We start from the raw sequence: 21821 nt of genomic DNA, 5'->3' as shown, positions 1-21821 counted from the left end.
TGCTGGTTGGGGCGCGGGGCCCCTTTTACGCACGCTGCCGGATCACACCGCCCTGCGCCTTCCGCTCCTGATTGAACGAGTCCGGCCCGTCACCTATCCAGGTGGCGGGCCGGACTCGTCGTTGGGGCTGCTTAGTCGAGGCCGCGGCGCTTCAGCAGCGGTTCCAGTTCGGCGTCGCGGCCGCGGAAGGCCCGGAAGGAATCAAGCGGGTCGCGGCTGTTGCCCCGGGAGAGCAGCTCTGCGCGGAAGAAGTCGCCGTTGGCCCGGGTGAGCCCGCCGTTCTCCTTGAACCATTCCACCGTTTCGGCGTCGAGCACCTCGCTCCAGATGTAGGAGTAGTAGCCCGCGGCGTAGCCCGCGCCGGCGAAGATGTGCTGGAAGTAGCCGGTGCGGTAGCGGGGCGGGATCAGGTGGTGTGCCACGCCGGCCGCGGCGAGTGCCTTGGCCTCGAACTCCAGGACGTCATCGGGGACATCGGACCCGCCCAGCACATGCCAGGCGAGGTCCAGCAGGGCAGCACCCAGGTACTCGGTGGTGCCGAAGCCCTCGCCCCACAGCTGCGCGGCGTCGAGCTTGTCCACCACCTCCTGCGGCAGCGCCTCGCCGGTGGCGTGGTGGCGTGCGTAGTTGGCGAGGACTGCCGGCCACATGATCCACATTTCGTTCACCTGCGAGGGGTACTCCACGAAGTCCCGCGGCACGGCCGTGCCGGAGAACCGGGGGTACGTAACCGACGAGAACAGACCGTGCAGGGCGTGGCCGAATTCGTGGAACGTGGTGCGGAGTTCGTCCAGCGTCAGGAGCGTAGGTTCGCCGGCCGGCGGCTTAGAGATGTTGAGGTTGTTGATCACCACGGGCCGGGTGTTGAGCAGCCCGGACTGTTCCACGAGGGAGTTCATCCAGGCTCCGCCCCGCTTGGATTCGCGGGTGTAGTAGTCGCCCAAAAACAGGCCCAGCTCGGTCCCGTCGGAGTTGCGAACCTCCCAGACGCGCACGTCCGGGTGGTAGCCGGCGAGGTCGCCGCGTTCGTGGAACGTGATGCCGTAGAGCGCGTTGGCGGCGAAGAAGACACCGTCGTTGAGGACGCGGTCCAGCTCGAAGTAGGGGCGCAGAGCCTGCTCGTCCACGGCGTACCGTTCGCGCTTGACCTTCGCGGAGTAGTAGGCCCAGTCCCAGGCTTCGAGGGGGTGGCCGGCGACTTCAGCCAGCGCCTCCGCTTCGGCGTCGGCGTTCCGGACGGCTGCCGGCGCGAGCCGGTTCATCATGGTCTGCACCGCGGCGAAGTCCGGTGCGGTCTGCTGGTCCACGACGAGTTCGGCGTAGTTGGCGAAACCGAGGAGGGAGGCCTTCTCTGCACGGAGCCGGACCATGTCCTTGACCAGGTCCAGGACGTCAAAGGAACCCCCGTCGCTGCCGCGGCCGATCGAGGCCTCGTACAGGCGGCGGCGGACGTCGCGGTTGTCCAGGGCGGCGAGGGCGGGCTGGTTGCTGGGCTGGATAAGGGTGAGCAGGAACTTGCCCTCGTGCCCGGCGGTGCGGGCGGCTTCCGCGGCGCTGGCAACATCGTCGGCGGGCAGGCCGGCGAGGTCGGCGGAGTCGTCGAGCAGCAGCGAGGCCGACTTCATCGCTTCCTTCACCCGCTGGCCGAACTCCGTGCCCAGCCGGGAAAGCTCGGCATTGACGGCCTTGAGCCGTTCCTGGCCGGCGTCGTCGAGCTGGATGCCGGTCTGGCGGAACTCCTTGAGGTACTCGTCCACGAGCCTGGCGGATTCGGCGTCGAGCGTGTCGGTGTTGACGGCGGCGAACCGTTCGAACAGCCCGCGGTTGAGGTAGACGGCGTCCTGGTGGGCGGAGAACCGCGGGGACAGTGTGGTCTCGAGGTCGCGGATGGCGTCCGAGGCATCGGCAGAGACGAGGGTGAAGAAGGACGCCGCCGCACGCTGCAGGAGCTGCCCGGACCGCTCCATGGCCAGTGCGGTGTTCTCGAAAGTGGCTGGCTCCGGCGTGTCCACGATCGCCTGGATCTCGGCGAGGTGCTCGGCGAGGCCGGCCTCGACGGCTTCGGCGTAATGCCCGGAGGCGATGTCCGCGAACGGCGGCAGGCCGAACGGCAGGGGGCTGGGGCTCATCAGGGGATTGGTCATGAAATAACTCTTTCATGTCGGCGGTGAGTTCTCAACGGCCTGCCGCGCGTGTTGTGACCGCCGCCACCGTAGGATTGGCGCCATGCGTACCATCACCCCAAGGCTGCGAGTCCGCCTTCTCGCCGCCGCCGCAGCGGTTTCCCTCGCGGCTTCTGTGGCCTCCTGCAGCGTCGGCGCCGGTCCGGATAACAGTGCGTCGGGCTCCCCGGCGGCCGCCGGCACCACCGCCGGGCCGGCAGAAACCGGGCCGGCAGCATCGACGACAGCGCCGGCGTCGAGCACTCCTACGGCGGCCCCGACCCCGACGCCGGGGAAGGGTCCGGGCTGCGCGGCCGAGCGCTGCGCCTCGGTCGTGGTCACCGGGGACATGCTGGTCCACGCCCAGCTCTGGGAACAGGCCCGCGCGGACGCACTGGCCACCGGCGCCAAGGGGCTGGACTTCGGGCCGCTGCTCGAGGGCCAGCGCACGTACATCGAGAAGAGCGACCTCGCCGTTTGCCACCTGGAAACACCAGTGGCCGGACCCGCCGGGCCTTTCTCCGCGTACCCCTCGTTCAATGTTCCGCCGCAGATCATCACCGCCACCCGGCAGGTCGGCTACCAGGCCTGCACGACGGCGAGCAACCACACGGTCGACCGCGGAACCGCCGGGCTGGTCCGCACGCTGGATGCGCTCGACGCCGCCGGGGTGCAGCACACCGGCGCCTACCGGACCGAGGCCGATTCCCAAGGCGTCCTGATCCTGCAGACCGCCGCGGCCAAGATCGCCGTGATCAGTGYGACGTACGGTCTGAACGGGCAGGTCCCGGAGGCTGCCTGGCAGGTGGACATGCTCGACCCCGACGTTATGATCGCCAAGGCGAAGAAGGCCCGGGATCTCGGTGCGGACATCGTGCTGGCCGCGATGCACGCCGGCGACGAGTATTCCAGTGTGCCCAACGCCGAGCAGACCAGCGTTGCGCATGCCCTCGCGGACAGCGGGCAGTTCACCATGATCTACAGCCACCACTCGCACTCGGTGCTGCCGATCGAGCACTACAAGGGAACCTGGATTGTCTACGGCCTGGGCAACGGGATCACGGAGCTCTCACCGACTTACAGGGTGAACAACGAGGGTCTGCTGGTCCGGGTCCAGTTCAGCGAGGACGCGGCAGGCAAGTGGACCGCCTCCGACCTGGTCTGGGCGCCGTCGGTGATTGTCCGCGGACCGTACCGCTGGTGCTCGGTGGCGTCCGATGCCCCGCAGGGGACCTGCGCGAGTGCCGCGGCCGACGCTGCCACCCGTAAGCGCACCCAGACCGTGGTCGAGTCGATGGGGGCCGCGGCTGCGGGCGCCCACGAACTGCTCATCACCAAGGAACCGTAGGGTTTGGAAGAACGACGGCGGGCGGCGCCCGTGCACTCGACCGTCCACCTGCTGTGCGGCCTCCCGGGCGCCGGCAAAGCAGAGGCGGCCGGCGCCGCCGTCGTCGTCCACTATGTGCGGACACCGCTGCAGGCTTCCATCGAAAGCGCGGCCGGCCGCGCCGGGAGGTGTGAGGCGGGTTCACACCGGCTCGGGGAGGCGGACGTCCGGCAACTGGCCGGGATCTTTGAGGAACCGGAACCGTCGGAGGGCCAGCGGATCTTGCCCTGATACCGGCCGGCGAATACCGTGATGGTGACGCGGGCGCTCAAGAAGTCAGCCCTGTCAGACGAGGACAGGAGGCTTTCGTGGGCAAAGTATCGACGGCGGACCGGGAACCCCGGAACGGGAGGTTCCCGAACGGCATGGAGTACCTGAAATGGGGCAACGGCCCGAAAACGCTCCTCTTCATCCAGGGAGGCCCCGGCAGCACGGTTCCCAAAGGAATGTTCCGAGGAGTGATCCGGCGGCAGTTCGATGGCTTTCTCCGCGCCGGTTACGCTGTCTGGGTTGTCACCCGCCGCCGGGGAATGCCGCCGGAGCACACGATTGCGGGCATCGCGGACGACTACGCCCGGCTGATAGCCGAACAGTTCGGCGGGCGGGTCGACCTGGTCGTGGCGGAGTCATTTGGCGGGATGGTGGGGCAGTACCTGGCCGCGCGGCACCCTGACTCCTTCGGTCACATCGCCATGGTGGTCACGGCCGCTGAGTTGAGCGACTGGGGCAAGGACGTCGATTCGCGGATGGCCACGGCCCTGGCGGGGGGTGACACCAACGGGGCCGGCACGGTCTTCGCCGAGTATCTGTTGCCGGGTCGGCGGATGATGTGGCTGCGGCGGCTGATCGGGCCCCTGATCAGCCGGCGCCTCCTCAGCGGAGCCGATTTCCCCGCTCAGGATGTGCTCACCGAAGTGCAGGGCGAAATGACCTTCAACTCCAGGGCAGTGCTCCCGCTGATCCGGCGGCCCGTGCTGCTGATCTGTGGCGGCTCCGACCAATTCTTCCCCCGCGATGTCGCCCACGAAACGGCCGGGCTCATCCCGGACTGCACCCTCGTTTGGTACGAGGGGAAGGGGCATCTCCGGGCCGCCTCCAGCGGACGCATCGCCCGCGACGTGCTGGAGTACGCCGCCCGCAGCAGAGACCCGGCCTGAGTGAACTTGGGCGTGCGGGGCTAACCTCCGGCCGGGCCCAGATCGAGGGTCATATAGACGCTGTTCGGGTCTTCCCCGTAGCCGGCAAAGGGCGGGCAAACGCTAAACCCGTGGCGTTGGTACAGCCGGCGTGCAGGGGCGAAAAAGTCTTGGCTTCCGGTCTCTAGATACAGGCGGTGATAACCGCAGCGCCGGGCCTCGGCCAGGATGTGGGCCAGCAGGAGCGTGGCGATGCCGCGGCCCCGTGCGTGGGCCGCGGTCCGCATCGACTTGATTTCGCCTTGTTTGGTCTTGGACTCGCCGGGTTCGAGCAGTTTCAGCGCACCGCAGCCAAGCACCCCCGAGTCCTCGCGCGCGGTCCAGAATGCGACGTCTGGTCCGGAGAGCGCCGCAGGGTCGAGGGCGTGCACGCTTTCGGCGGGCGAGGTGGCGAACATGTCGGCGAGGTGCTCACTCAGGAGCTGCTCAACGTCCGCGCGGCCGGGGCTGTCACGGTCAATCCGGATCATCGGGATACTGCGGGGGCGCCGGACCGCGCCGCCCCCCCCGCCGCTGTCCCGCGATTTCGCGTCCGACGGCGGCTGTCGGCACTATGCTGGGCCCAACGCGGCCGGACTGGCCGCGGCCGGTTGGCCGATGGTGGGGGATCCATTGCGAACGATAGACAACAGCGGCACAAACAGCCGGAACCACTCGCCGGGAAGCTCGGGCTCCCCGTCGGGAGGCAAAACACACCGGGCAGGATCTGCGCGGCCTGTCGCCGTCGCTGTGTGGCTGGGCGCCGCCGTCGTACTGGCATGGCTGGTGCTGGCCGGCAGAACGGAGGCTGCCATGGAGGCGGCGCCGTGGCTGTTCCTGGCGTCGTGGTTCGTCTACGTGGCGCAGTGGCGGCCGCTCCTCCGGACAGACGCGGACGGGTTCGAGCTCGTCAACGGACTCCGCGACCACCGGATACCTTTCGCCGCGGTCGACGACGTCGAGGTCCGTTACACCGTGGTGGTCAGGGCCGCGGGACGGCGGTACGTCAGCTGGGGCGCCCCGACGCCGCCGGGTGCCTTCGGCTCCGGATTCGACCACGTCAGCGACCTGAAAAGCCGGCCGCTCAGCATCCTCCCGGGCAATGAGCGCATCAGCCAGAAAGAGACGACGACCGGCCGGGATGCCATCGTCGCTGCCTGGCAGGATGCGCGGATTGCGGGTTTGACGGGTGGTTCCGGCATCGTCAGCTCGTCATGGAACCGGCCGGCGATCATCGTCGGGATCATCGCCGCCGGGTGGGCGATACTGACGGCAGTCGGCTGACGGCGCCCTGCCGTCGCCGCCGTCGGCTCAGCGCGGGCGTCGGGAGGCGTGTTCGCGGGCGAGGACGGCGTAGGAGTCGTCCGGCGTGCCGGGGGAGAAGCTGCCGTACTTGCGTTCGACGGCGGTCCGGATGAGGAAGTCCGCCAGTGCAGGGTTCTTCGGCAGCAGGGATCCGTGCAGGTAGCTCGCCACGATGTTCCGGTACCGGGCGCCTTCCTGGCCGTCGTTGCTGTTGTTGCCGGTGCCCTTGGCGGTGGTTCCCAGCGCTGAGACGCCCGGGCCGAGGGTGGTCTGGCCGCTGTGGTTCTCGTACCCCAGGACGGTGCCGAACTCGCCGGTGGACACCGCCACGTTGCCGATCAGCCGCTCGTCGGTTCCGTGGGTCTCCACGTCCAGGATGCCGATCCCCGGGATGACGGACCCCGTCCGGGTCTTGAAGAACTTCCCGAACAGCTGGTACAGGCCGCAGATCACCAGCATGGGCGTGCCGTCCTCGGCCAGGTCCTTCAGGACGGCCTCCCGCGACAGCAGGTCGTCCTGGATGACCAGCTGGCCGCTGTCCTGCCCGCCGCCGCCGACGACGAGGTCGATGTCCGCCGGAAACTCGTCGCCGACGTTGTACTCAAGCAGCTCGGGAGTGTAGCCGTGCCAGCGCAGCCGCTGTGCCAGCACCAGGGCGTTGCCCCAGTCGCCGTAGATGTTCATGTCCCGCGGGTACAGCTGCAGGACCCGGATGGTTCCCTTGCCGGGTTCCGGGGATTCCTCGGGCGGAAGCACGTGCCCGAAGGAAAGCTTGGACTGGTCGGAATCGGGCTGGGGGGTCATGAGACCACCTCCACTGTGGTGATTTTGGACAGCTCGCGGCGGATGGCCAGCATCGCTGTGTAGGTGCAGAAGATCCGCTTGGGTTTGTCCTTGGCGCCGCTGATGAAGGTCGCCAGCGCGGGGGCGATCTCGGTGTTCACGGCGCCGATCGCAACGTCGTCGTACTGCAGGCGCAGCGCCATGTCGTACGCGCGGGAGCCGCTCAGCTGGTCGACGCCGCCCTCGCGAAGGGTGTCGAACTCGACGTCCCAGAGCCAGGACATGTCGCGGCCGTCGGCATAGTTGTCATTGATCGCGATCATCGTGGCGTACCCGGCCGCCGGGAAGGACTTCAGCCCCAGCCGGAAGCCGCTGGGGTTCTTCACCAGCACCAGGTCCAGCGGCAGGCCGTCGACGACGAGGCTCTCACCGCGGCCGAACGCCGGCGCCACTTGCGCCAGGGCCTCCAGAAGGCCGTCGTTGTCGGCAAGTGCCGTCGTTCCCTGCCCGGTGTCCCGAACCGCAATGGCCCGGGCCAGGGTCAGCGCGGCGGCGGCGTTGAAGATGTTGTAGACGCCGCGGAGCTTCATGGCCGTCGTGGCCGTGGCGCCGTCGTACTCAAAGTCCGCGTCCGCCGCACCCACCCGGCGGAGCACGACGTCGGCGTGCGGCTTGGGCGGAGCCGGCGGCACCGGGCTGCCGGGGGCCGCCCGCAACTCGTCGTCGTTCGGGAAGGTGCTCAGCAGCGAGTCGTCGAGGCCGAAGTAGAGGACGTCGGGCCCGTCGAGGGTTTGCGCGATCCGGGCGACGCGGGGGTCCTCCCGGTTCAGCACGACGGTTCCCGTGGTCTTGGCGGCGATGTGCTGCAGCAGCTGCGCCGTTTTGTCGATCTCGCCGAAACGGTCCAGCTGGTCACGCAGCACGTTGAGCAGCAGGCAGTAGCGCGGCGGCACCTGGTTGACGAAATGCACCGCGTGGGCCTCGTCCAGTTCCAGCACGGCGACGTCGGCGTCCAGCCGTCCCCGCCAGTCCACCTCGCCGAGCAGCGCAGCGGCCACACCGCGGGTGAAGTTGCTGCCGGTGCGGTTGGTGAAGACCTTCAGGCCCTGGCTCTCGAGCAGCTCCACCACCATCTTTGTGGTGGTCGTCTTGCCGTTTGTGCCGCTGACGACGGCGACGCCGTGGGGCAGCGTGGACAGCGTCCTGCGCATGAAGCCGGGGTCGATTTTTTCGACGACCAGCCCGGGAAGGGCAGAGCCTCCGCCCCTGAGCCGGGAGACCCGGCGAACGAACTTGCCGAGCGGAACGCTGAAGTAAAACATGCTTTGTAATATATCCCAGCGGCGGCATGGAAGCCCGCCGGGAGGCGGCGCCGCGTGCCCCCGTGCGGGGCGTCGAGCACTATGCTGTTCGGATGACCAACCCCTCTTCCGAGCCTTCTTCCCGCGTGGGAACAGGGCTGCGGATCGGCGTCCTGGCTCTCCAGGGCGACTTCCGCGAACACCTCCACGCGGTGGAAGCCGCCGGTGCCACGGGCATCGGCGTCCGCCGGCCGGCTGAACTCGACGGCCTCGACGGACTCATCATTCCCGGCGGCGAATCGACCACCATCGACAAGCTGTCCCGGGCCTTCGGGCTCCGCGACCCGCTGCGCGAACGCATCCAGGCCGGACTGCCGGTCTACGGCTCCTGCGCCGGGATGATCCTCCTCGCGGATGAGATCACCGACCCCGCGAAGGACCTCGCCGGCAACCCGCAGCAGACGTTCGGCGGCCTCGACATCACGGTGCGCCGGAACGCCTTCGGCCGGCAACGCGAATCCTTCGAGACGGACCTGGACTTCARGGGCCTCGGCTTCAGCGCCACCGACAACGGCGTGGCCCCTGTCCATGCGGTCTTCATCCGCGGACCATGGGTGGAACGCGTCGGCGACGGCGTGGAGGTCCTCGCCGAAGTGGAGCCCTCCAAGGCGTCCCACCCCGAGGCGCTGGCCGGGACGGCTAGAATTGTTGCTGTGCGTTCCGGCAAGCTGCTGGCCACCTCCTTCCACCCGGAAGTGACGGGGGAGAAGCGCGTGCACGAATTGTTTATCCGAATGATCAGAGGAGAAGCGTAAAGCATGTCAGGCCACTCCAAATGGGCGACGACCAAGCACAAAAAGGCCATCCTCGATAGCCGCCGGGCCAAGTCGTTCGCCAAGCTGATCAAGAACATCGAAGTCGCCGCACGCATGGGCGGTCCGGACCTTGCCGGCAACCCGAGCCTGGAACTCGCCGTCACGAAGGCCAAGAAGACCTCGGTCCCCGCTGACAACATCGACCGCGCGATCAAGCGCGGCGCCGGCCTCACCGGCGAAGTCGTGGACTACACCGAGATCATGTACGAATGCCGCGGCCCGCAGGGCTCGGCGCTGCTGATCGAATGCCTGACGGACAACAAGAACCGGGCAGCCTCCGAAGTACGCCTCGCGATCTCCCGTAACGGCGGCACCATCGCCGATCCCGGTTCGGTCAGCTACCTCTTCTCCCGCAAGGGCGTTGTCTCGCTGCCGAAGAACGGACTGAGCGAGGACGACGTCCTGATGGCAGTGCTCGACGCCGGCGCCGAGGAAGTCAAGGACAACGGCGACAGCTTCGAGATCCACTCCGAGCCGACCGACCTGCAGGCCATCCGCGATGCGCTCAAGGAAGCCGGCATGGAGTACGACACCGACGAGGCCGAATTTGTTCCCTCCATGCAGGTGCCGCTGGACCTCGACGCCGCCAAGAAGTTCATGAAGCTCGTCGACGCGCTCGAAGAGCTCGACGACGTGCAGAACGTCTACAGCAACGCCGACCTCAGCGACGAAGTGCAGGCCGCACTGGAAGCGGAGTGACCCTTCGCGTCCTCGGCGTCGATCCGGGCCTCACCCGCTGCGGGATCGGCGTCGTGGACGTCGAGAAGAACCGCCGCGCCACCATGGTGGCGTTCGGCGTCGTCGGTAGCTCACCGGAGGAAAGCCTGGATCAGCGCCTGCTGGTCATCGCCACCTCCATCGACGAGTGGCTGGACAAGTACGAACCGCACGTCCTCGCCGTCGAACGCGTCTTCTCGCAGCTCAACGTCAGCACCGTGATGGGCGTCGCCCAGGCCTCCGGCGTCGTGATCGCAGCCGCGGCCCGCCGCGGCATCCCGGTGGCACTGCACACCCCCTCGGAAGTCAAAGCCGCCGTCACCGGCAGCGGAACCTCCAACAAGGACGCCGTCACCAAGCTGGTCACCAAGATCCTCCGGCTCGACGCGCCGCCGAAACCGGCCGACGCCGCCGACGCCCTGGCGCTGGCCATCACCCATGCGTGGCGGGCCGGCGGCGGGACTACCACTAAGGGCTCGGTCGCGACCGGACCGGGCAGCCAGTCGCTGACGCCGGCCCAACGGGCCTGGGCGGACGCCGAGGCCAAAGCGCGCCGGGCGCGCTGAATGTCCGGCAGATCCGCCGCGGAGCTTGGTAGGGTATTCGTAGATATGTTCGGATAACCGGGTCCTCCCGGTTCTATTTTCAGCTGAATTTTCAGGAGCCCGGCTTTGATCAGTTTTCTCCGCGGAACCGTAGCGCACGTCGGCCTGTCCTCCGCCGTGATCGACCTCAACGGCGCCGGCATGAGCGTGAACGCCACCCCACAGACCCTCGGCCGGCTCCGCGTCGGCGACGAGGGGAAGCTTTTCACCTCCCTGATCGTGCGCGAGGACTCCCTCACCCTGTTTGGTTTCGGCAGCGACGACGAACGCGAGGTCTTCGACGTCCTGCTCAGCGTCAGCGGCGTCGGCCCCCGGCTCGCGTTGGCGGTCCTGGCCGTGCACGAGCCGGAAGCGATCCGCGTCGCAGCACACTCCGGGGACGGTAAAGCATTCACCAAGGTCCCCGGCATTGGCCCCAAGGTCGCCGGGCGGATCGTGCTGGAACTGGCCGGCAAGCTGGTGCCGCACGGCACCGCCGCGGGGACCACGGCTCCGGCCGCATCCGCCGAAGCAATCTGGAAGCCGCAGGTCGTCGCGGCCATGACGAGCCTTGGCTGGTCCGAGAAGGACGCCACCTCCAGCATCGACAAGTCCCTGGCGGATTCACCCGAACTGGCCGAGAACGGCAACGTCGCCGAGATCCTGCGGGCCACCCTCCGCTGGCTGGGCCAGGACGGCGCCCGCGCGGGGAACAGGATAGGCGCCCGTGGCTGAGCCGTCCCTGGTGGGCGGGGGAGAGGTACCGGAGGAGCGGGTCATCGAGGCCGCGCTCCGGCCCAAGAACCTGCACGACTTCGTGGGCCAGCACCGGGTCCGCAAACAGCTTTCCCTTGTCCTGGAGGCCTCCCGGATGCGCGGCCGCAGCGCCGACCACGTTCTGCTCTCCGGGCCGCCCGGGCTGGGCAAGACGACGCTGTCCATGATCATTGCCGCCGAAATGAACGCCCCCCTGCGGATCAGCAGCGGTCCCGCCATCCAGCACGCAGGGGATCTGGCCGCCATCCTTTCCTCCCTCTCCGAAGGCGAAGTCCTCTTCCTCGATGAGATCCACCGGATGTCCCGGCCGGCCGAGGAAATGCTCTACATGGCGATGGAAGACTTCCGGGTTGACATTGTTGTGGGCAAGGGCGCCGGCGCAACAGCCATCCCGCTGGAACTTCCGCCGTTCACCCTGGTCGGCGCCACGACCCGTGCCGGTCTGCTGCCCGGGCCGCTCCGGGACCGCTTCGGCTTCACCGGCCACCTCGAGTTCTACTCCGTGTCCGAACTGGAACTCGTGCTCCGGCGCTCCGCCGGGCTCCTGGACCTCAAGGTCAACTCCGCCGGGTTCAGCGAAATCGCGGGGCGGTCCCGCGGCACACCCCGCATCGCCAACCGGCTCTTGCGCCGGGTCCGGGACTGGGCGCTGGTGCACGGGATCGAGCAGATCGACGCCCGCGCCGCCTCCGCGGCGCTGGACATGTATGAAGTGGACAAGCGCGGCCTGGACCGGCTGGACCGCGCCGTCCTGGAAGCCCTCATCACCAAATTCGGCGGCGGACCGGTGGGCCTGTCCACCCTGGCGATCGCCGTCGGCGAAGAGACCGAAACCGTGGAAACGGTCGCCGAACCCTACCTCGTCCGCGAGGGGCTGCTGGGACGAACCCCGCGGGGGAGGATCGCCCTCGCCCCCGCCTGGACGCACCTCGGCTTCGCGGTTCCGGCCGGAGTGTTCGCGCAGGACCCGCTGGAGCTCTTCGAAGCCTCCGACGACGAGCCCGGGATTGCGGGCGGGCTGGGCCAGGACGCTGATCCGGAATGGATCCGTAATAGTCAATAGCACCGCTCCGGCACGTTTTCCCTTGTAGACTGGTATGACGCTCGGCACGTTCGGGTCTTTGTTTCTGTGCGCGGCCACCACCTGGCCGCCGGCTTGGCATGGTTCGCTGCCGGCCAGCCCGAAGCGAAGCGGACGTTGCTGTAAAACCAGCTACGCAAGTACAGAACGGAACTATTCCTGTGTTCGGACTTATTTCTGCCCAGACCCAGCCGCAGGCCGGCGGCGGCATCGACATCATGACCATCCTGCTGTTCGCCATGCTCGGCGTCTTCGTCTTCATGATGTTCCGCCGCAACAAGAAGACCCAGCAGCAGCAGTCGCAGCTCCAGTCGAAGTTCGCTCCGGGTGTCGAGGTCATGACCAGCTTTGGCCTGTACGGCCGGATCGTCGAGATCGACGATGAAGAGAACAAGGTCCTGCTGGAACTCTCCCCGGGCAACACCGCCACCGTGCACCGCCAGGCCGTCACCAAGATCGTCGAGCCGGTTGTCCCGGCTGAAGAGCCCACGGTTGTCCCCGACGACGCCTCTTCCCTGACCACCGACAGCGCCGCAACGGTCAACGATGCCCCGCGCGACGAGACGCCGGAAGAAACCCTGCGCCGCCTCAACGACGAAGGCAAGAAAGACAGCTAGTCTGCCTGCTTGAGCTATCCCGCGAAGTAACGGTTGCGGGCAACCGCCGGAGCGGCCTCCTTGGTCTGCACCGGCGGTTCCTCCGTAAATAATAGAAAGATCGACAATGGCACGAACTGGCCCCAAAAACACAGCCCTCAGGGTGCTGGTCTGGCTCGGCGTTATCCTTGCCGTCCTGACCGCTGTCCTGGCAGGCGGCACCATGGCCGGCCAGGCGAGCTGGGCTCCAAAGCTTGCCCTGGACCTTGAAGGCGGCACCCAGATGATCCTGGCGCCCAAGGTTGAGGGCGGTTCGGACATCACCGAAGAGCAGCTCAACCAAGCCGTGGCGATCATCCGCCAGCGCGTGGATGGCTCCGGCGTCGCCGAAGCCGAAATCAGTACGCAGTCCGGACGCAACGTCGTGGTCAGCCTTCCCGGCACCCCGTCGAAGGAAACCCGAGCGCTGATCCAGGCATCCGCCGACATGAACTTCCGGCCTGTGCTGCAGGCCGGTCCCGGCGCGGCAGTCCCCGCGGAGGCGCAGACTCCGGAGGACCAGCTGCCCAAGCCCACCGCGGAGCCCGCCAACGGCAGCGACGTGAACTGGATTACCCCCGAGCTCTACAAGCAGTTCGAGGCGCTCGACTGCGACAACCCGTCGCAGGACAAGCAGGAACGCTCCGACCCGGCCAAGCCGCTGGTCACCTGCGAACCTGCATCCGAGGGCCGTCCCGCAATCAAGTACATCCTCGGCCCGGTTGAGGTCAAGGGATCGAGCATCTCCGGTTCCACCTTCCAGCTGCAGCGCGGTGCCCAGGGCGCCGTGACCAACGAGTGGGCTGTGAACATCCAGTTCAATGACGAAGGCACTGCCAAGTTCAAGACGGTCACAGAGCGGCTGAACAAGTTCTATGTCGAAGCCGGCGGTGAGAGCGGCTCGGATCCGAAGTCCCAGTTCGCGATCGTCCTGGACGACCAGGTCATCTCCGCCCCGCGCTCCCAGGCAGTCATCACTGATGGCCGCCCGCAGATCACCGGCGGGTTCACCGAGCAGTCCGCGAAGGCCCTCTCCGACCAGCTCCGCTTCGGCGCCCTGCCGATCAGCTTCGAGATCCAGAGCGAACAGCAGATCTCCGCGACCCTCGGCGGTGAGCAGCTCCGCATGGGCCTGCTCGCCGGCCTGATCGGCCTGCTGCTGGTGGTGGTGTACTCCCTGTTCCAGTACCGGGCACTGGGCCTCGTCACCGTCGCGTCCCTCGTGGTCGCGGGCGCCCTGACGTTCCTGGCCATCGACATCCTGGGCTGGACCGAGAATTACCGGCTGTCCCTCGCGGGCGTCGCGGGCATCATCGTGGCCATCGGCCAGACCGCGGACTCGTTCATCGTCTACTTCGAACGAATCCGCGATGAGCTCCGTGAAGGCCGCGGCCTTGTCTCGGCAGTCGAGAACGGCTGGAAGCGTGCCAAGCGCACGGTCCTGGCGTCCAAGGCCGTCAACTTGCTGGCCGCCGTCGTCCTGTACTTCGTGGCGGTGGGCAACGTCCGCGGCTTCGCGTTCACCCTCGGCCTGACCGCGCTGGCCGACCTGCTCGTCGTCTTTATGTTCACCCACCCGACCCTGCAGCTGCTGGCCCGCACCAAGTTCTTCGGTGAAGGCCACCGGCTCTCCGGGCTGGACCCGAAGAGCCTCGGCGCCGTCCCCTTGTACCGGGGCGCGGGCCGGTTCCGCACCCCTGCGGACAAGCCGGCCCAGGTTGCCGCGCTCCGTGCCAAGAATACCGGCGCCGCGGCTGAAGCCGAACGCCGGATGACCATTGCAGAACGACGCCTCGCCGAACGGCAGGAACAGCTTGCTGGTTCCTCCAAGAGCTCGACCAAGGAGGGCAACTAAATGGCCACCAGCTTCGCCAATTTCGGTAACGAGCTCTACACGGGCAAGCGCTCGTACGACTTCGTCGGATCCAAGAAAATCTGGTTCCTGATCGCGGCCGTCCTGGTGGCGCTCTCGATCCTCCTGCCTGTCGTCAAGGGCGGCTTCAACCTCGGCATCGAATTCCGGGGCGGCTCGGAATTCACCGTCTCCAACGTGAAGACCACGGACGCCAACGTGGGCGAGCAGGCGGTCAAGGATGTTGTTTCCGGTAGTGTCCCGCGGGTGGCCAACGTCGCAGGCAACACGATGCGGATCCAGACGGACAAGCTGACCGACGACGAGACGCTCCAGATCAAGGCGGGCCTCACCGAGGCCTACGGAGTGACGGACAACGAGGTGACGTCCACCTTCATCGGCCCCACGTGGGGCGCCGACGTCACCAAGCAGGCCCTGCTGGGCCTGGGAATCTTCGTCGGACTCGCCGCGGTGCTGATGGCGCTGTACTTCCGGACCTGGAAGATGTCGCTCTCGGCGATCGTCGGCATGCTGGTGACCATGTTCATCACCGCCGGCGTCTACGCCCTGAGCGATTTCGAAGTCACGCCTTCGGCGATCATCGGCTTCCTGACCGTGTTGAGCTACTCGCTCTATGACACCGTGGTGGTCTTCGACAAGATCCGCGAGAATACAGCGGACCTCCAGGCCTCCACGCGGCGGACCTTCGGCGAGGAAGTCAACCTCGCCGTCAACCAGACCCTGGTCCGCTCCATCAACACCATGATGGTGGCCATCCTGCCCGTAGGTGCGATCCTGTTCATCGGCGCGGGTCTGTTGGGCGCCGGAACGCTGCGGGACCTGTCGCTGGCCCTGTTCGTCGGCATCCTGATCGGCACTGCGGCCACGATCTTCATCGCTGCGCCGCTCTACGCCTGGCTGCGCCAGGGCGAACCGGAACTGGTCAAGCAGGCCGAGCGTGTGGCTCACCGCCGCGCCCAAGCTGCCAAGGCTGAGTCCCCGGCGGAGCCCGCCACGGCATAGCCGCAGCGGTCCTGCCCGACCGGTCACCGCCGCCGGGAACTGTCCCGCGGTCCGACGGGCCGGAGAACGTCATTCGTGACGCTCTCCGGCCCGTCGCCGTATGGCCGCCGGTTATCGAAGTATCCTGCTGCGGGAATAGACTGGAAGAATTAACGGGTTCGGAGAGGTGCTCCATTGGAAGAACGTTCGACGCCGGTGCCATCAGCGCCGGTGGCTAAGGCTTCAGGTCAGGGTTCGCAGACTGGCGTGGTGGCTCCCGGACGCGCAGATCCGCCGGTGCCCGTGGACAGCTCGGGCGCACGCCCCACTTTCCCCGGCCGTCGTGAACGCACCCGTTCCCGGCTTGCCCGCTTGACCGGACGCGGCGCCCCCGCCTATTCCCCCATCCTTGAGCCGCTGCTGCGGACGGTCCGGGCCAACAACCCAAAAGAGGACTTCGACCTCATCCAGCGTGCCTTCATTGTGGCGGAGCGCTGCCACCGCGGGCAGAAGCGCAAGAGCGGTGACCCGTACATCACGCACCCGGTGGCGGTGGCCACCATCCTGGCCGAACTCGGGCTCAGCGGAACCACACTGGCAGCGGCGCTCCTGCACGACACCGTTGAGGACACCTCCTACACCCTGGATGACCTGCGGGGCGAGTTCGGGCCGGAAGTCGCCATGCTGGTGGACGGTGTCACCAAGCTGGACAAGGTCAGCTTCGGCGAGGCAGCCCAGTCCGAGACCGTCCGCAAGATGGTCGTGGCCATGGCCAAGGACATCCGGGTCCTGATGATCAAGCTGGCCGACCGGTTGCACAACGCCAGGACCTGGCGTTTCGTCTCGGCAGAGTCGTCGGCGCGCAAGGCGCGGGAAACCTTGGAAATCTTCGCCCCGCTGGCGCACCGGCTCGGCATGAACACGATCAAATGGGAGCTGGAGGACCTCTCCTTCGCGGCCCTGTACCCGAAGGTTTACGAGGAAATCGTGCGCATGGTGGGGGACCGGACCCCCGAACGCGAAAAGAACCTCTCCGTGATCCGCAACCAGATCACCGATGATCTGCGCGAGGCCAAGATCAAGGCCACCATCACGGGCCGGCCCAAGCACTACTACTCGATCTACCAGAAGATGATCGTCCGGGATAAGGACTTCGACGACATCAACGACCTGATGGGCGTCCGGGTCCTGGTGGATTCCGTCCGGGACTGTTACGCGGCACTGGGCGCGATGCACTCGCGCTGGAACCCCCTGCCGGGGCGGTTCAAGGACTACATCGCGATGCCCAAGTTCAACATGTATCAGTCTCTGCATACGACCGTGATCGGCCCGGGCGGCAAGCCCGTGGAGATCCAGATCCGTACCCATGAAATGCACCGCCGCGCCGAATACGGCGTCGCCGCGCACTGGAAGTACAAGGACCAGCCGAACCGCACGGCCGCCGGGCCGGGCAGCCCGCGCGACGGCGACATGGGCTGGCTCCGTTCCCTCGTTGACTGGCAGCAGGAGACCTCGGACCCGGGGGAGTTCCTCGACTCCCTGCGCTTTGAAATCAACGCCCGTGAGGTGTTCGTCTTCACGCCCAAGGGCGAGGTCATGGCCCTGCCCGCGGGCTCCACACCCGTGGACTTCGCGTATGCCGTCCACACCGAGGTGGGCCACCGGACCATCGGCGCCCGCGTCAATGGCAAACTGGTCCCGCTCAACAGCGAACTCAACCACGGCGACTGGGTGGAGATCTTCACCTCCAAAGCCGAAGGGGCCGGGCCCAGCCAGGACTGGCAGCACTTCGTCAAGAGCGCCCGCGCCCGAAACAAGATCAGGCAGTGGTTCAGCAAGGAACGCCGCGAGGAGTCGATCGACCGCGGCAAGGAACTGCTGACCAAGGCGATGCGCAAGCAGAACCTCCCGCTGCAGCGCCTCATGACGCATGACGCCCTCGCCGCGGTGGCCGAGGACTTCAAGTACGTCGACATCTCCGGCCTCTACGCCGGTGTGGGTGACGGGCACACCTCCGCGCAGTCCGTCATGGAACGCCTGGTGGAGAGCCTTGGCGGCAACGACACCCCCGAGGACGACCTCACCGAGGTATCCATCCCGACCCAGGTCACCAAGGCCCGGTATTCCGATTCCGGAGTCGTGGTGCGCGGTGTGGACGACGTCTGGGTGAAACTCGCGCGCTGCTGCACGCCGGTACCGCCTGACCCGATCCTGGGCTTCGTCACCCGCGGCTCCGGCGTCTCCGTGCACCGGACGGACTGCACCAACGTCAGCGGACTGCTGGAGCAGCCCGACCGGATCGTCGAGGTCGATTGGGCACCCACGCAGTCGAGCGTCTTCCTGGTCGAAATCCAGGTCGAAGCGCTCGACCGCAAATCCTTGCTTTCGGATGTAACGCGGATCCTGTCCGAGAACCACGTCAACATTCTGGCGGCCAGCGTGCACACGTCCACGGACCGGGTGGCGATCTCCAAGTTCGCCTTCGAGATGGGCGACCCCAAGTACCTGAGCCATGTGCTGAGCGCCGTCCGCCGCATCGACGGCGTCTTCGACGTGTACCGCACTACCGGCAACCGGCGGCGGAGCTAATACGCTGCCGCTTTCGGATCCGCCGCGGGCTAAGGCGCCGGGCCGGCCCGGAGGTGCTCGAGCTTCGCCAGAGCGGCGTTCTTGTGCGGCACCCTCGGGGTGGCCTCCACAGCGAGCCTGAGCAGCCGCAACCGCACGCCCAGTGCGGGCTGGGCCAGGAGCGCGCGCAGGGCCGGTATGGCACGCTCGGCGTCCACGTGCAGGGCGATGTCCACTGAGGTCCGCAGCGGGCTGGAGACCATCAGTCCGCCCAGGCTCACGACGTCGAACGCGCCGAGGCGCACTTCGTGGAACGTGCACCCCCGCATGGACCTGAGGCTGGAAATCCGCCGGTTGGCGTCCACAAGCAGGGCGAGCCGGTCCGGTTCAGCGGCGCAGCCATAGATCCAGGCCGCAGTCATCCTTCCTGCAACGACCCGCTGCCGGATTGCCGGACGGATGAGGACGGCCGCGGCGCGGGCCCGGAGCTGCGGAGTGGCCCGGCTGCCCGGGGGCAGATAGCCGCGCTGGTAGAGCTGGGTCAGCACGCCGTCGGACGCCATGGCCTGCAGCTCGGGCCAGGTGAAAAGCGCCCCGGGGGAGTAGAGCTCAAGCGGTGCCGAGTGAGACGGTGCGAATGGGGGCGGCGCCGCGTGAGACGGTGCCACGCGGGACAACACCAAGTCAGACTGTGCCAAATGAGGCGGGGGCGGGGCGGTCGCTGGAGGGCCGGAAACATTGACCATCCAGCCATCCTGTCCGGTCCTGGATAAGGCGAACAGGCCCCGTCCCGGTCATGTGGATAACCGGTGCGGGGCCTGTATCAGACAGCCAGCTTCAGTGGCTGGTGCCTACCGTCTAGGAGAGTTCGCTCGCTGACTTCTCAAGCTGTTCCAGCCAGGCCTCACGGGCCTCGAGGGCTTCCTTGGCGGCCTTGATCTTGCGCTCGTCGCCGGCCTTCTCTGCCTTGGCGAGGTCATCCCGGAGCCCGGAGATGGCGGATTCCAGCTGCGTCAGAGCGCTGTTGGTGCGCGCCTTCGTCTCAGGATTGGACCGCTTCCAGTTCTCGTCCTCGGCGTGGCGTACGGCGTCTTCGACCTTGCGGAGTCCGGCTTCAACGCGTCCCATATCGGCGCGCGGAACCTTGCCGGCTTCTTCCCAGCGGTCACGGATGGACTGCAGGGCCTTCTTGGCGGCCGCAAGGTCCGTGATGGGGAGCAGCTCGTTGGCTTCTGCCAGCAGGGCTTCCTTGACCACCAGGTTCGCGCCATATTCCTGGTCGATCTCATCGTTGGCAGCCTGCCGGTGGGTGAAGAAGACGTCCTGCGCGGCACGGAAACGGGCCCAGAGGGCGTCGTCGTCCTTGCGGCTGGCGCGCGGTGAGGCTTTCCACTGGTCCATCAGCCGGCGGTACTCGCCCGCGGCAAAGCCCCAGTCGGTGGACGTCGAGAGTGCCTCCGCCTCGGTGATCAGCTTTTCCTTGGCGGCCTTGGCTGCCGAGTTATTGCTGTCCAGCTGGGAGAAGTACGCGCGGCGGTGCCGGTCAAAGACGGTGCGTGCGGCACGGAAGCGCTTCCAAAGGGCGTCCTCGTTGCTGCGGCCAAGACGGACGCCGCTCTTCTGCGCGGTCTTCCAGCTCTCGAACAGTTCGTTCATCCGGGCGCTAGAGGTTTTCCACTGGATCTGGGCCGGGTCGTGGCCGGCGATCTCTTCAGCTTCGGCGACGATTGCCTCGCGGGCCTTCAGCTCGGCGGCGCGGACGGCGTCGTGTTCGGCCTTTTCAGCCTTTTCGAGCGCCGTGATCTGCTGGGAGAGGGTGTCCAGGCGGGCCTCGGCGGAGCGAAGATCGCCTACCATGTTGCGCTCGGCCAGCTGCTCGCGCAGGTGGGCAACGGTCTTCTGCATGTCCGTGGTGGGCGCCTTGGAGCTGACGCGCTGTTCCAGCAGGACAATCTGCGCGACGATGTCGTCGAACTTCCGGGCGAAGTAGCCCAGGGCTTCGTCATCGCTGACGCCCGGGTACTGGCCGACGGGATGCTCCTCGCCGTCGACGGTCAGGAAAACGTGGCCGTCACCTTCAACGCGGCCCCAGCGGGCCGCTTCGGCCAGCGACGCGGCGGAGGACACTGCTGCCGGCGCGGCGGCGGGGGCGGCCGGTGAGGGCTTGGCCTTCGGACGGGCCGCGAATGCTGCCGGTGACGGCGCCGGACGGGCGGGAGCCGGCGCCGGCGTCGTGGCGGCGGGGGCTGCAGGTACTGCTTCTTCCGCGGGGGCCTCGTCAGCGGTTGCCTCAGCTGCCTCGGGAGCCGCGGTGCTGGTCCCGGCGCCGGCCGCGGATGCCTCGGGCGCGGATTCCTCCGCCGCAGCCTCGGGAGCCGCGGTGGAGGTCCCGGCGTCGGCCGCGGGGGCCTCCGTCGCCGTCGCCGTCTCCGTCGCCGTCTCCGTTACCGGCTCAGTTGCCGGTTCCGGCACCGTGTTTTCGGGAGTGTCGGTCGCCTGAGCCGGCACGTTGGCCTCAGCTTCGGTCTCGTTGGCAGCTGCTGCTGACACTGTTTCGTCGGATTTCTGACTGTCTGTCACCGCTAGAAGTCTTTCGCTTGGAGGGAAATACCGGGGCCGTGGCCACAAGGGCAACGGCTGGTTACTTCAGAGAGAACGAGTCTATCGTGACTGGTTCCGCAGGTGCGCCGTCTGTGGCGTTATCACCCGGTTTTAGTCCGGCGGCCGCAATGCTGTTCACCACGTCCAGGCCTGAGGTCACCTTGCCCACCACGGTGTAGCCGCCGGCGGCGTCGGCCGGAATGACGGTGTCCTTGTAGACGATGAAGAACTGCGTGCCGTTGCCGTACGCGTTTCCGCCGCTCCTGGCGACAGCGATGGTACCGGCGGGGTAGTTGTTGTCCTGCGGGGTGTTTTCCAGCGGACCCCAGGTGAAGCTCGGGTCGCTGCTGCCGTCGCCGGACTTGGAGCCGCACTGCAGCACGCCGAAGGTCTCGGCCGTGGTGAGCCGGTGGCAGTTGAGCCCGGCGTAGAAGTTCTGGTCCGCGAGAGACTTGAAGACGGCGGCCGCCTGGGGCGCCGCCGTGCCGTCGAGTTCGACGCCGAGCGTGCCGCTGTTGAGCTTGAGTTCGCCGGTGAAAGTCTTGCCTGCCGCGGTCTCGGGCTTCGGGATGTTCTCGGCGTTGGCGGTGGGGGAGGCAGAGGGCGACGGCGGAACGGGAGGAGTAGCGGAGGGGCTGGTCAGCCCGGCCTGTGCCGCGGCGTATTCGTCTTCGGTCGGGTTGGACGAGAAGACCGTCAGCTGGAGCACCAGGGCAACCACCACTGCGGCGGTGCCGGCGCCAATAGCGAGGACGTTGTCGCGCTTCCGGCGCTTGTCCTGCTCCTTGCGCAGCTCGCGCTTTGCCTCCATTTGCTGGACGCGCCGCTTGGCTTCGCGGGCGCTCCGTGAATTGGCCGCCAAAAGTCCTCCTGCTTGTCTGGCCGAAACTGTGCGGCGCCGGGGCGCCGTCGTGCGTTCAGCGGTAGTGCTGCCGGCAGTCCCGACGTGCCGGCCCCATTAGAAGTTGCGGGCGCGGAACGCATAAACTGACTGCCGCACACAGTTTATGCATGAC

At 67.4% G+C, this 21821-nt stretch carries 20 protein-coding genes; 13 read left to right on the top strand and 7 right to left on the bottom strand.

Annotation, left to right across the window (positions count from 1 at the left end; genetic code table 11):
- Positions 1–131: 131 nt before the first annotated feature.
- Positions 132–2144 (bottom strand): M3 family metallopeptidase, encoded by a 2013-nt coding sequence (locus AB4Y67_RS02590; protein ID WP_441404240.1) that lies wholly within the window; start codon positions 2142–2144, stop codon positions 132–134.
- Positions 2145–2226: 82 nt separating this feature from the next.
- Here AB4Y67_RS02590 and AB4Y67_RS02585 point away from each other — a divergent pair, with 82 nt between their 5' ends.
- The 3 genes from AB4Y67_RS02585 (at position 2227) to AB4Y67_RS02575 (ending at position 4706) form a co-directional block, all read left to right on the top strand.
- A complete protein-coding gene (locus tag AB4Y67_RS02585; RefSeq protein WP_441404239.1) occupies positions 2227–3510 on the top strand; it encodes a CapA family protein in 1284 nt (427 codons plus the stop codon).
- Positions 3511–3513: 3 nt separating this feature from the next.
- Positions 3514–3780 carry a hypothetical protein gene (locus AB4Y67_RS02580; RefSeq protein ID WP_441404238.1) on the top strand — a complete coding sequence of 89 codons (267 nt, stop codon included), beginning with the start codon at positions 3514–3516 and terminating at the stop codon, positions 3778–3780.
- Between the two features lie 77 nt (positions 3781–3857).
- Complete coding sequence (locus AB4Y67_RS02575) at positions 3858–4706, top strand: alpha/beta fold hydrolase (protein ID WP_441404237.1); 849 nt, start codon at positions 3858–3860, stop codon at positions 4704–4706.
- 20 nt (positions 4707–4726) lie between these two features.
- On the opposite strand, the gene AB4Y67_RS02570 is transcribed toward AB4Y67_RS02575, so the two are convergent.
- Entirely contained in the window at positions 4727–5215 is a 489-nt protein-coding gene (locus AB4Y67_RS02570) for a GNAT family N-acetyltransferase (protein ID WP_441404236.1), read from the bottom strand.
- Between the two features lie 142 nt (positions 5216–5357).
- On the opposite strand from AB4Y67_RS02570, the gene AB4Y67_RS02565 reads away from it, so the two are divergent.
- Positions 5358–6008: a hypothetical protein gene (locus tag AB4Y67_RS02565; RefSeq protein ID WP_441404235.1), complete on the top strand. Its 651-nt coding sequence runs from the start codon at positions 5358–5360 to the stop codon at positions 6006–6008.
- Positions 6009–6035: 27 nt separating this feature from the next.
- Here AB4Y67_RS02565 and AB4Y67_RS02560 read toward each other — a convergent pair whose 3' ends face one another.
- Together AB4Y67_RS02560 and AB4Y67_RS02555 are read right to left on the bottom strand one after the other, a co-directional pair.
- Entirely contained in the window at positions 6036–6833 is a 798-nt protein-coding gene (locus AB4Y67_RS02560) for a type 1 glutamine amidotransferase (protein WP_441404234.1), read from the bottom strand.
- Positions 6830–8134, bottom strand: coding sequence for a MurT ligase domain-containing protein (locus AB4Y67_RS02555; RefSeq protein ID WP_441404233.1), 1305 nt, complete (start codon positions 8132–8134; stop codon positions 6830–6832). Before AB4Y67_RS02555 ends, AB4Y67_RS02560 begins: the two co-directional genes overlap by 4 nt.
- Before the next feature lie 92 nt (positions 8135–8226).
- Between AB4Y67_RS02555 and pdxT the strand changes: the two genes are divergently transcribed.
- The 9 genes from pdxT to AB4Y67_RS02510 all read left to right on the top strand — a co-directional run bounded on the left by pdxT (position 8227) and on the right by AB4Y67_RS02510 (position 18225).
- A complete protein-coding gene (gene pdxT, locus AB4Y67_RS02550) occupies positions 8227–8928 on the top strand; it encodes a pyridoxal 5'-phosphate synthase glutaminase subunit PdxT (protein WP_441404232.1) in 702 nt (233 codons plus the stop codon).
- A 3-nt stretch (positions 8929–8931) separates the two neighbouring features.
- Entirely contained in the window at positions 8932–9687 is a 756-nt protein-coding gene (locus AB4Y67_RS02545) for a YebC/PmpR family DNA-binding transcriptional regulator (RefSeq protein WP_224046648.1), read from the top strand.
- A complete protein-coding gene (ruvC, locus tag AB4Y67_RS02540) occupies positions 9684–10271 on the top strand; it encodes a crossover junction endodeoxyribonuclease RuvC (protein WP_441404231.1) in 588 nt (195 codons plus the stop codon). The genes AB4Y67_RS02545 and ruvC overlap by 4 nt, the downstream gene beginning before the upstream one ends.
- A 105-nt stretch (positions 10272–10376) precedes the next feature.
- A complete protein-coding gene (gene ruvA / locus AB4Y67_RS02535; protein WP_441404230.1) occupies positions 10377–11024 on the top strand; it encodes a Holliday junction branch migration protein RuvA in 648 nt (215 codons plus the stop codon).
- Positions 11017–12129, top strand: a complete 1113-nt coding sequence (ruvB, locus tag AB4Y67_RS02530; RefSeq protein WP_441404229.1) for a Holliday junction branch migration DNA helicase RuvB — start codon at positions 11017–11019, stop codon at positions 12127–12129. Before ruvA ends, ruvB begins: the two co-directional genes overlap by 8 nt.
- A 236-nt stretch (positions 12130–12365) precedes the next feature.
- Positions 12366–12764 (top strand): preprotein translocase subunit YajC, encoded by a 399-nt coding sequence (gene yajC / locus AB4Y67_RS02525; protein ID WP_441404328.1) that lies wholly within the window; start codon positions 12366–12368, stop codon positions 12762–12764.
- A 106-nt stretch (positions 12765–12870) separates the two neighbouring features.
- Positions 12871–14637, top strand: a complete 1767-nt coding sequence (gene secD, locus AB4Y67_RS02520) for a protein translocase subunit SecD (protein ID WP_441404228.1) — start codon at positions 12871–12873, stop codon at positions 14635–14637.
- Positions 14638–15657, top strand: coding sequence for a protein translocase subunit SecF (gene secF / locus AB4Y67_RS02515; protein ID WP_441404227.1), 1020 nt, complete (start codon positions 14638–14640; stop codon positions 15655–15657).
- Between the two features lie 174 nt (positions 15658–15831).
- On the top strand, positions 15832–18225 hold the full coding sequence (locus tag AB4Y67_RS02510; RefSeq protein ID WP_441404226.1) for a RelA/SpoT family protein: 2394 nt from the start codon (positions 15832–15834) through the stop codon (positions 18223–18225).
- A 29-nt stretch (positions 18226–18254) separates the two neighbouring features.
- On the opposite strand, the gene AB4Y67_RS02505 is transcribed toward AB4Y67_RS02510, so the two are convergent.
- The 3 genes from AB4Y67_RS02505 to AB4Y67_RS02495 form a co-directional block, all read right to left on the bottom strand.
- The gene (locus AB4Y67_RS02505; RefSeq protein ID WP_441404225.1) at positions 18255–18872 is read right to left on the bottom strand and encodes a hypothetical protein; all 618 of its coding nucleotides are present in this window, start codon (positions 18870–18872) and stop codon (positions 18255–18257) included.
- A gap of 190 nt (positions 18873–19062) precedes the next feature.
- The gene (locus tag AB4Y67_RS02500) at positions 19063–20784 is read right to left on the bottom strand and encodes a DUF349 domain-containing protein (RefSeq protein WP_441404224.1); all 1722 of its coding nucleotides are present in this window, start codon (positions 20782–20784) and stop codon (positions 19063–19065) included.
- A 61-nt stretch (positions 20785–20845) separates the two neighbouring features.
- On the bottom strand, positions 20846–21667 hold the full coding sequence (locus AB4Y67_RS02495) for a peptidylprolyl isomerase (RefSeq protein WP_441404223.1): 822 nt from the start codon (positions 21665–21667) through the stop codon (positions 20846–20848).
- Positions 21668–21821 lie beyond the last annotated feature (154 nt).

The sequence above is a fragment of the Arthrobacter sp. YAF17 genome, from assembly GCF_052113365.1.
Classification (GTDB): Bacteria; Actinomycetota; Actinomycetes; order Actinomycetales; family Micrococcaceae; genus Arthrobacter.
The sequence above is the reverse complement of the archived record's forward strand: the minus strand, read 5'-3'. Positions and strand labels throughout refer to the sequence as shown.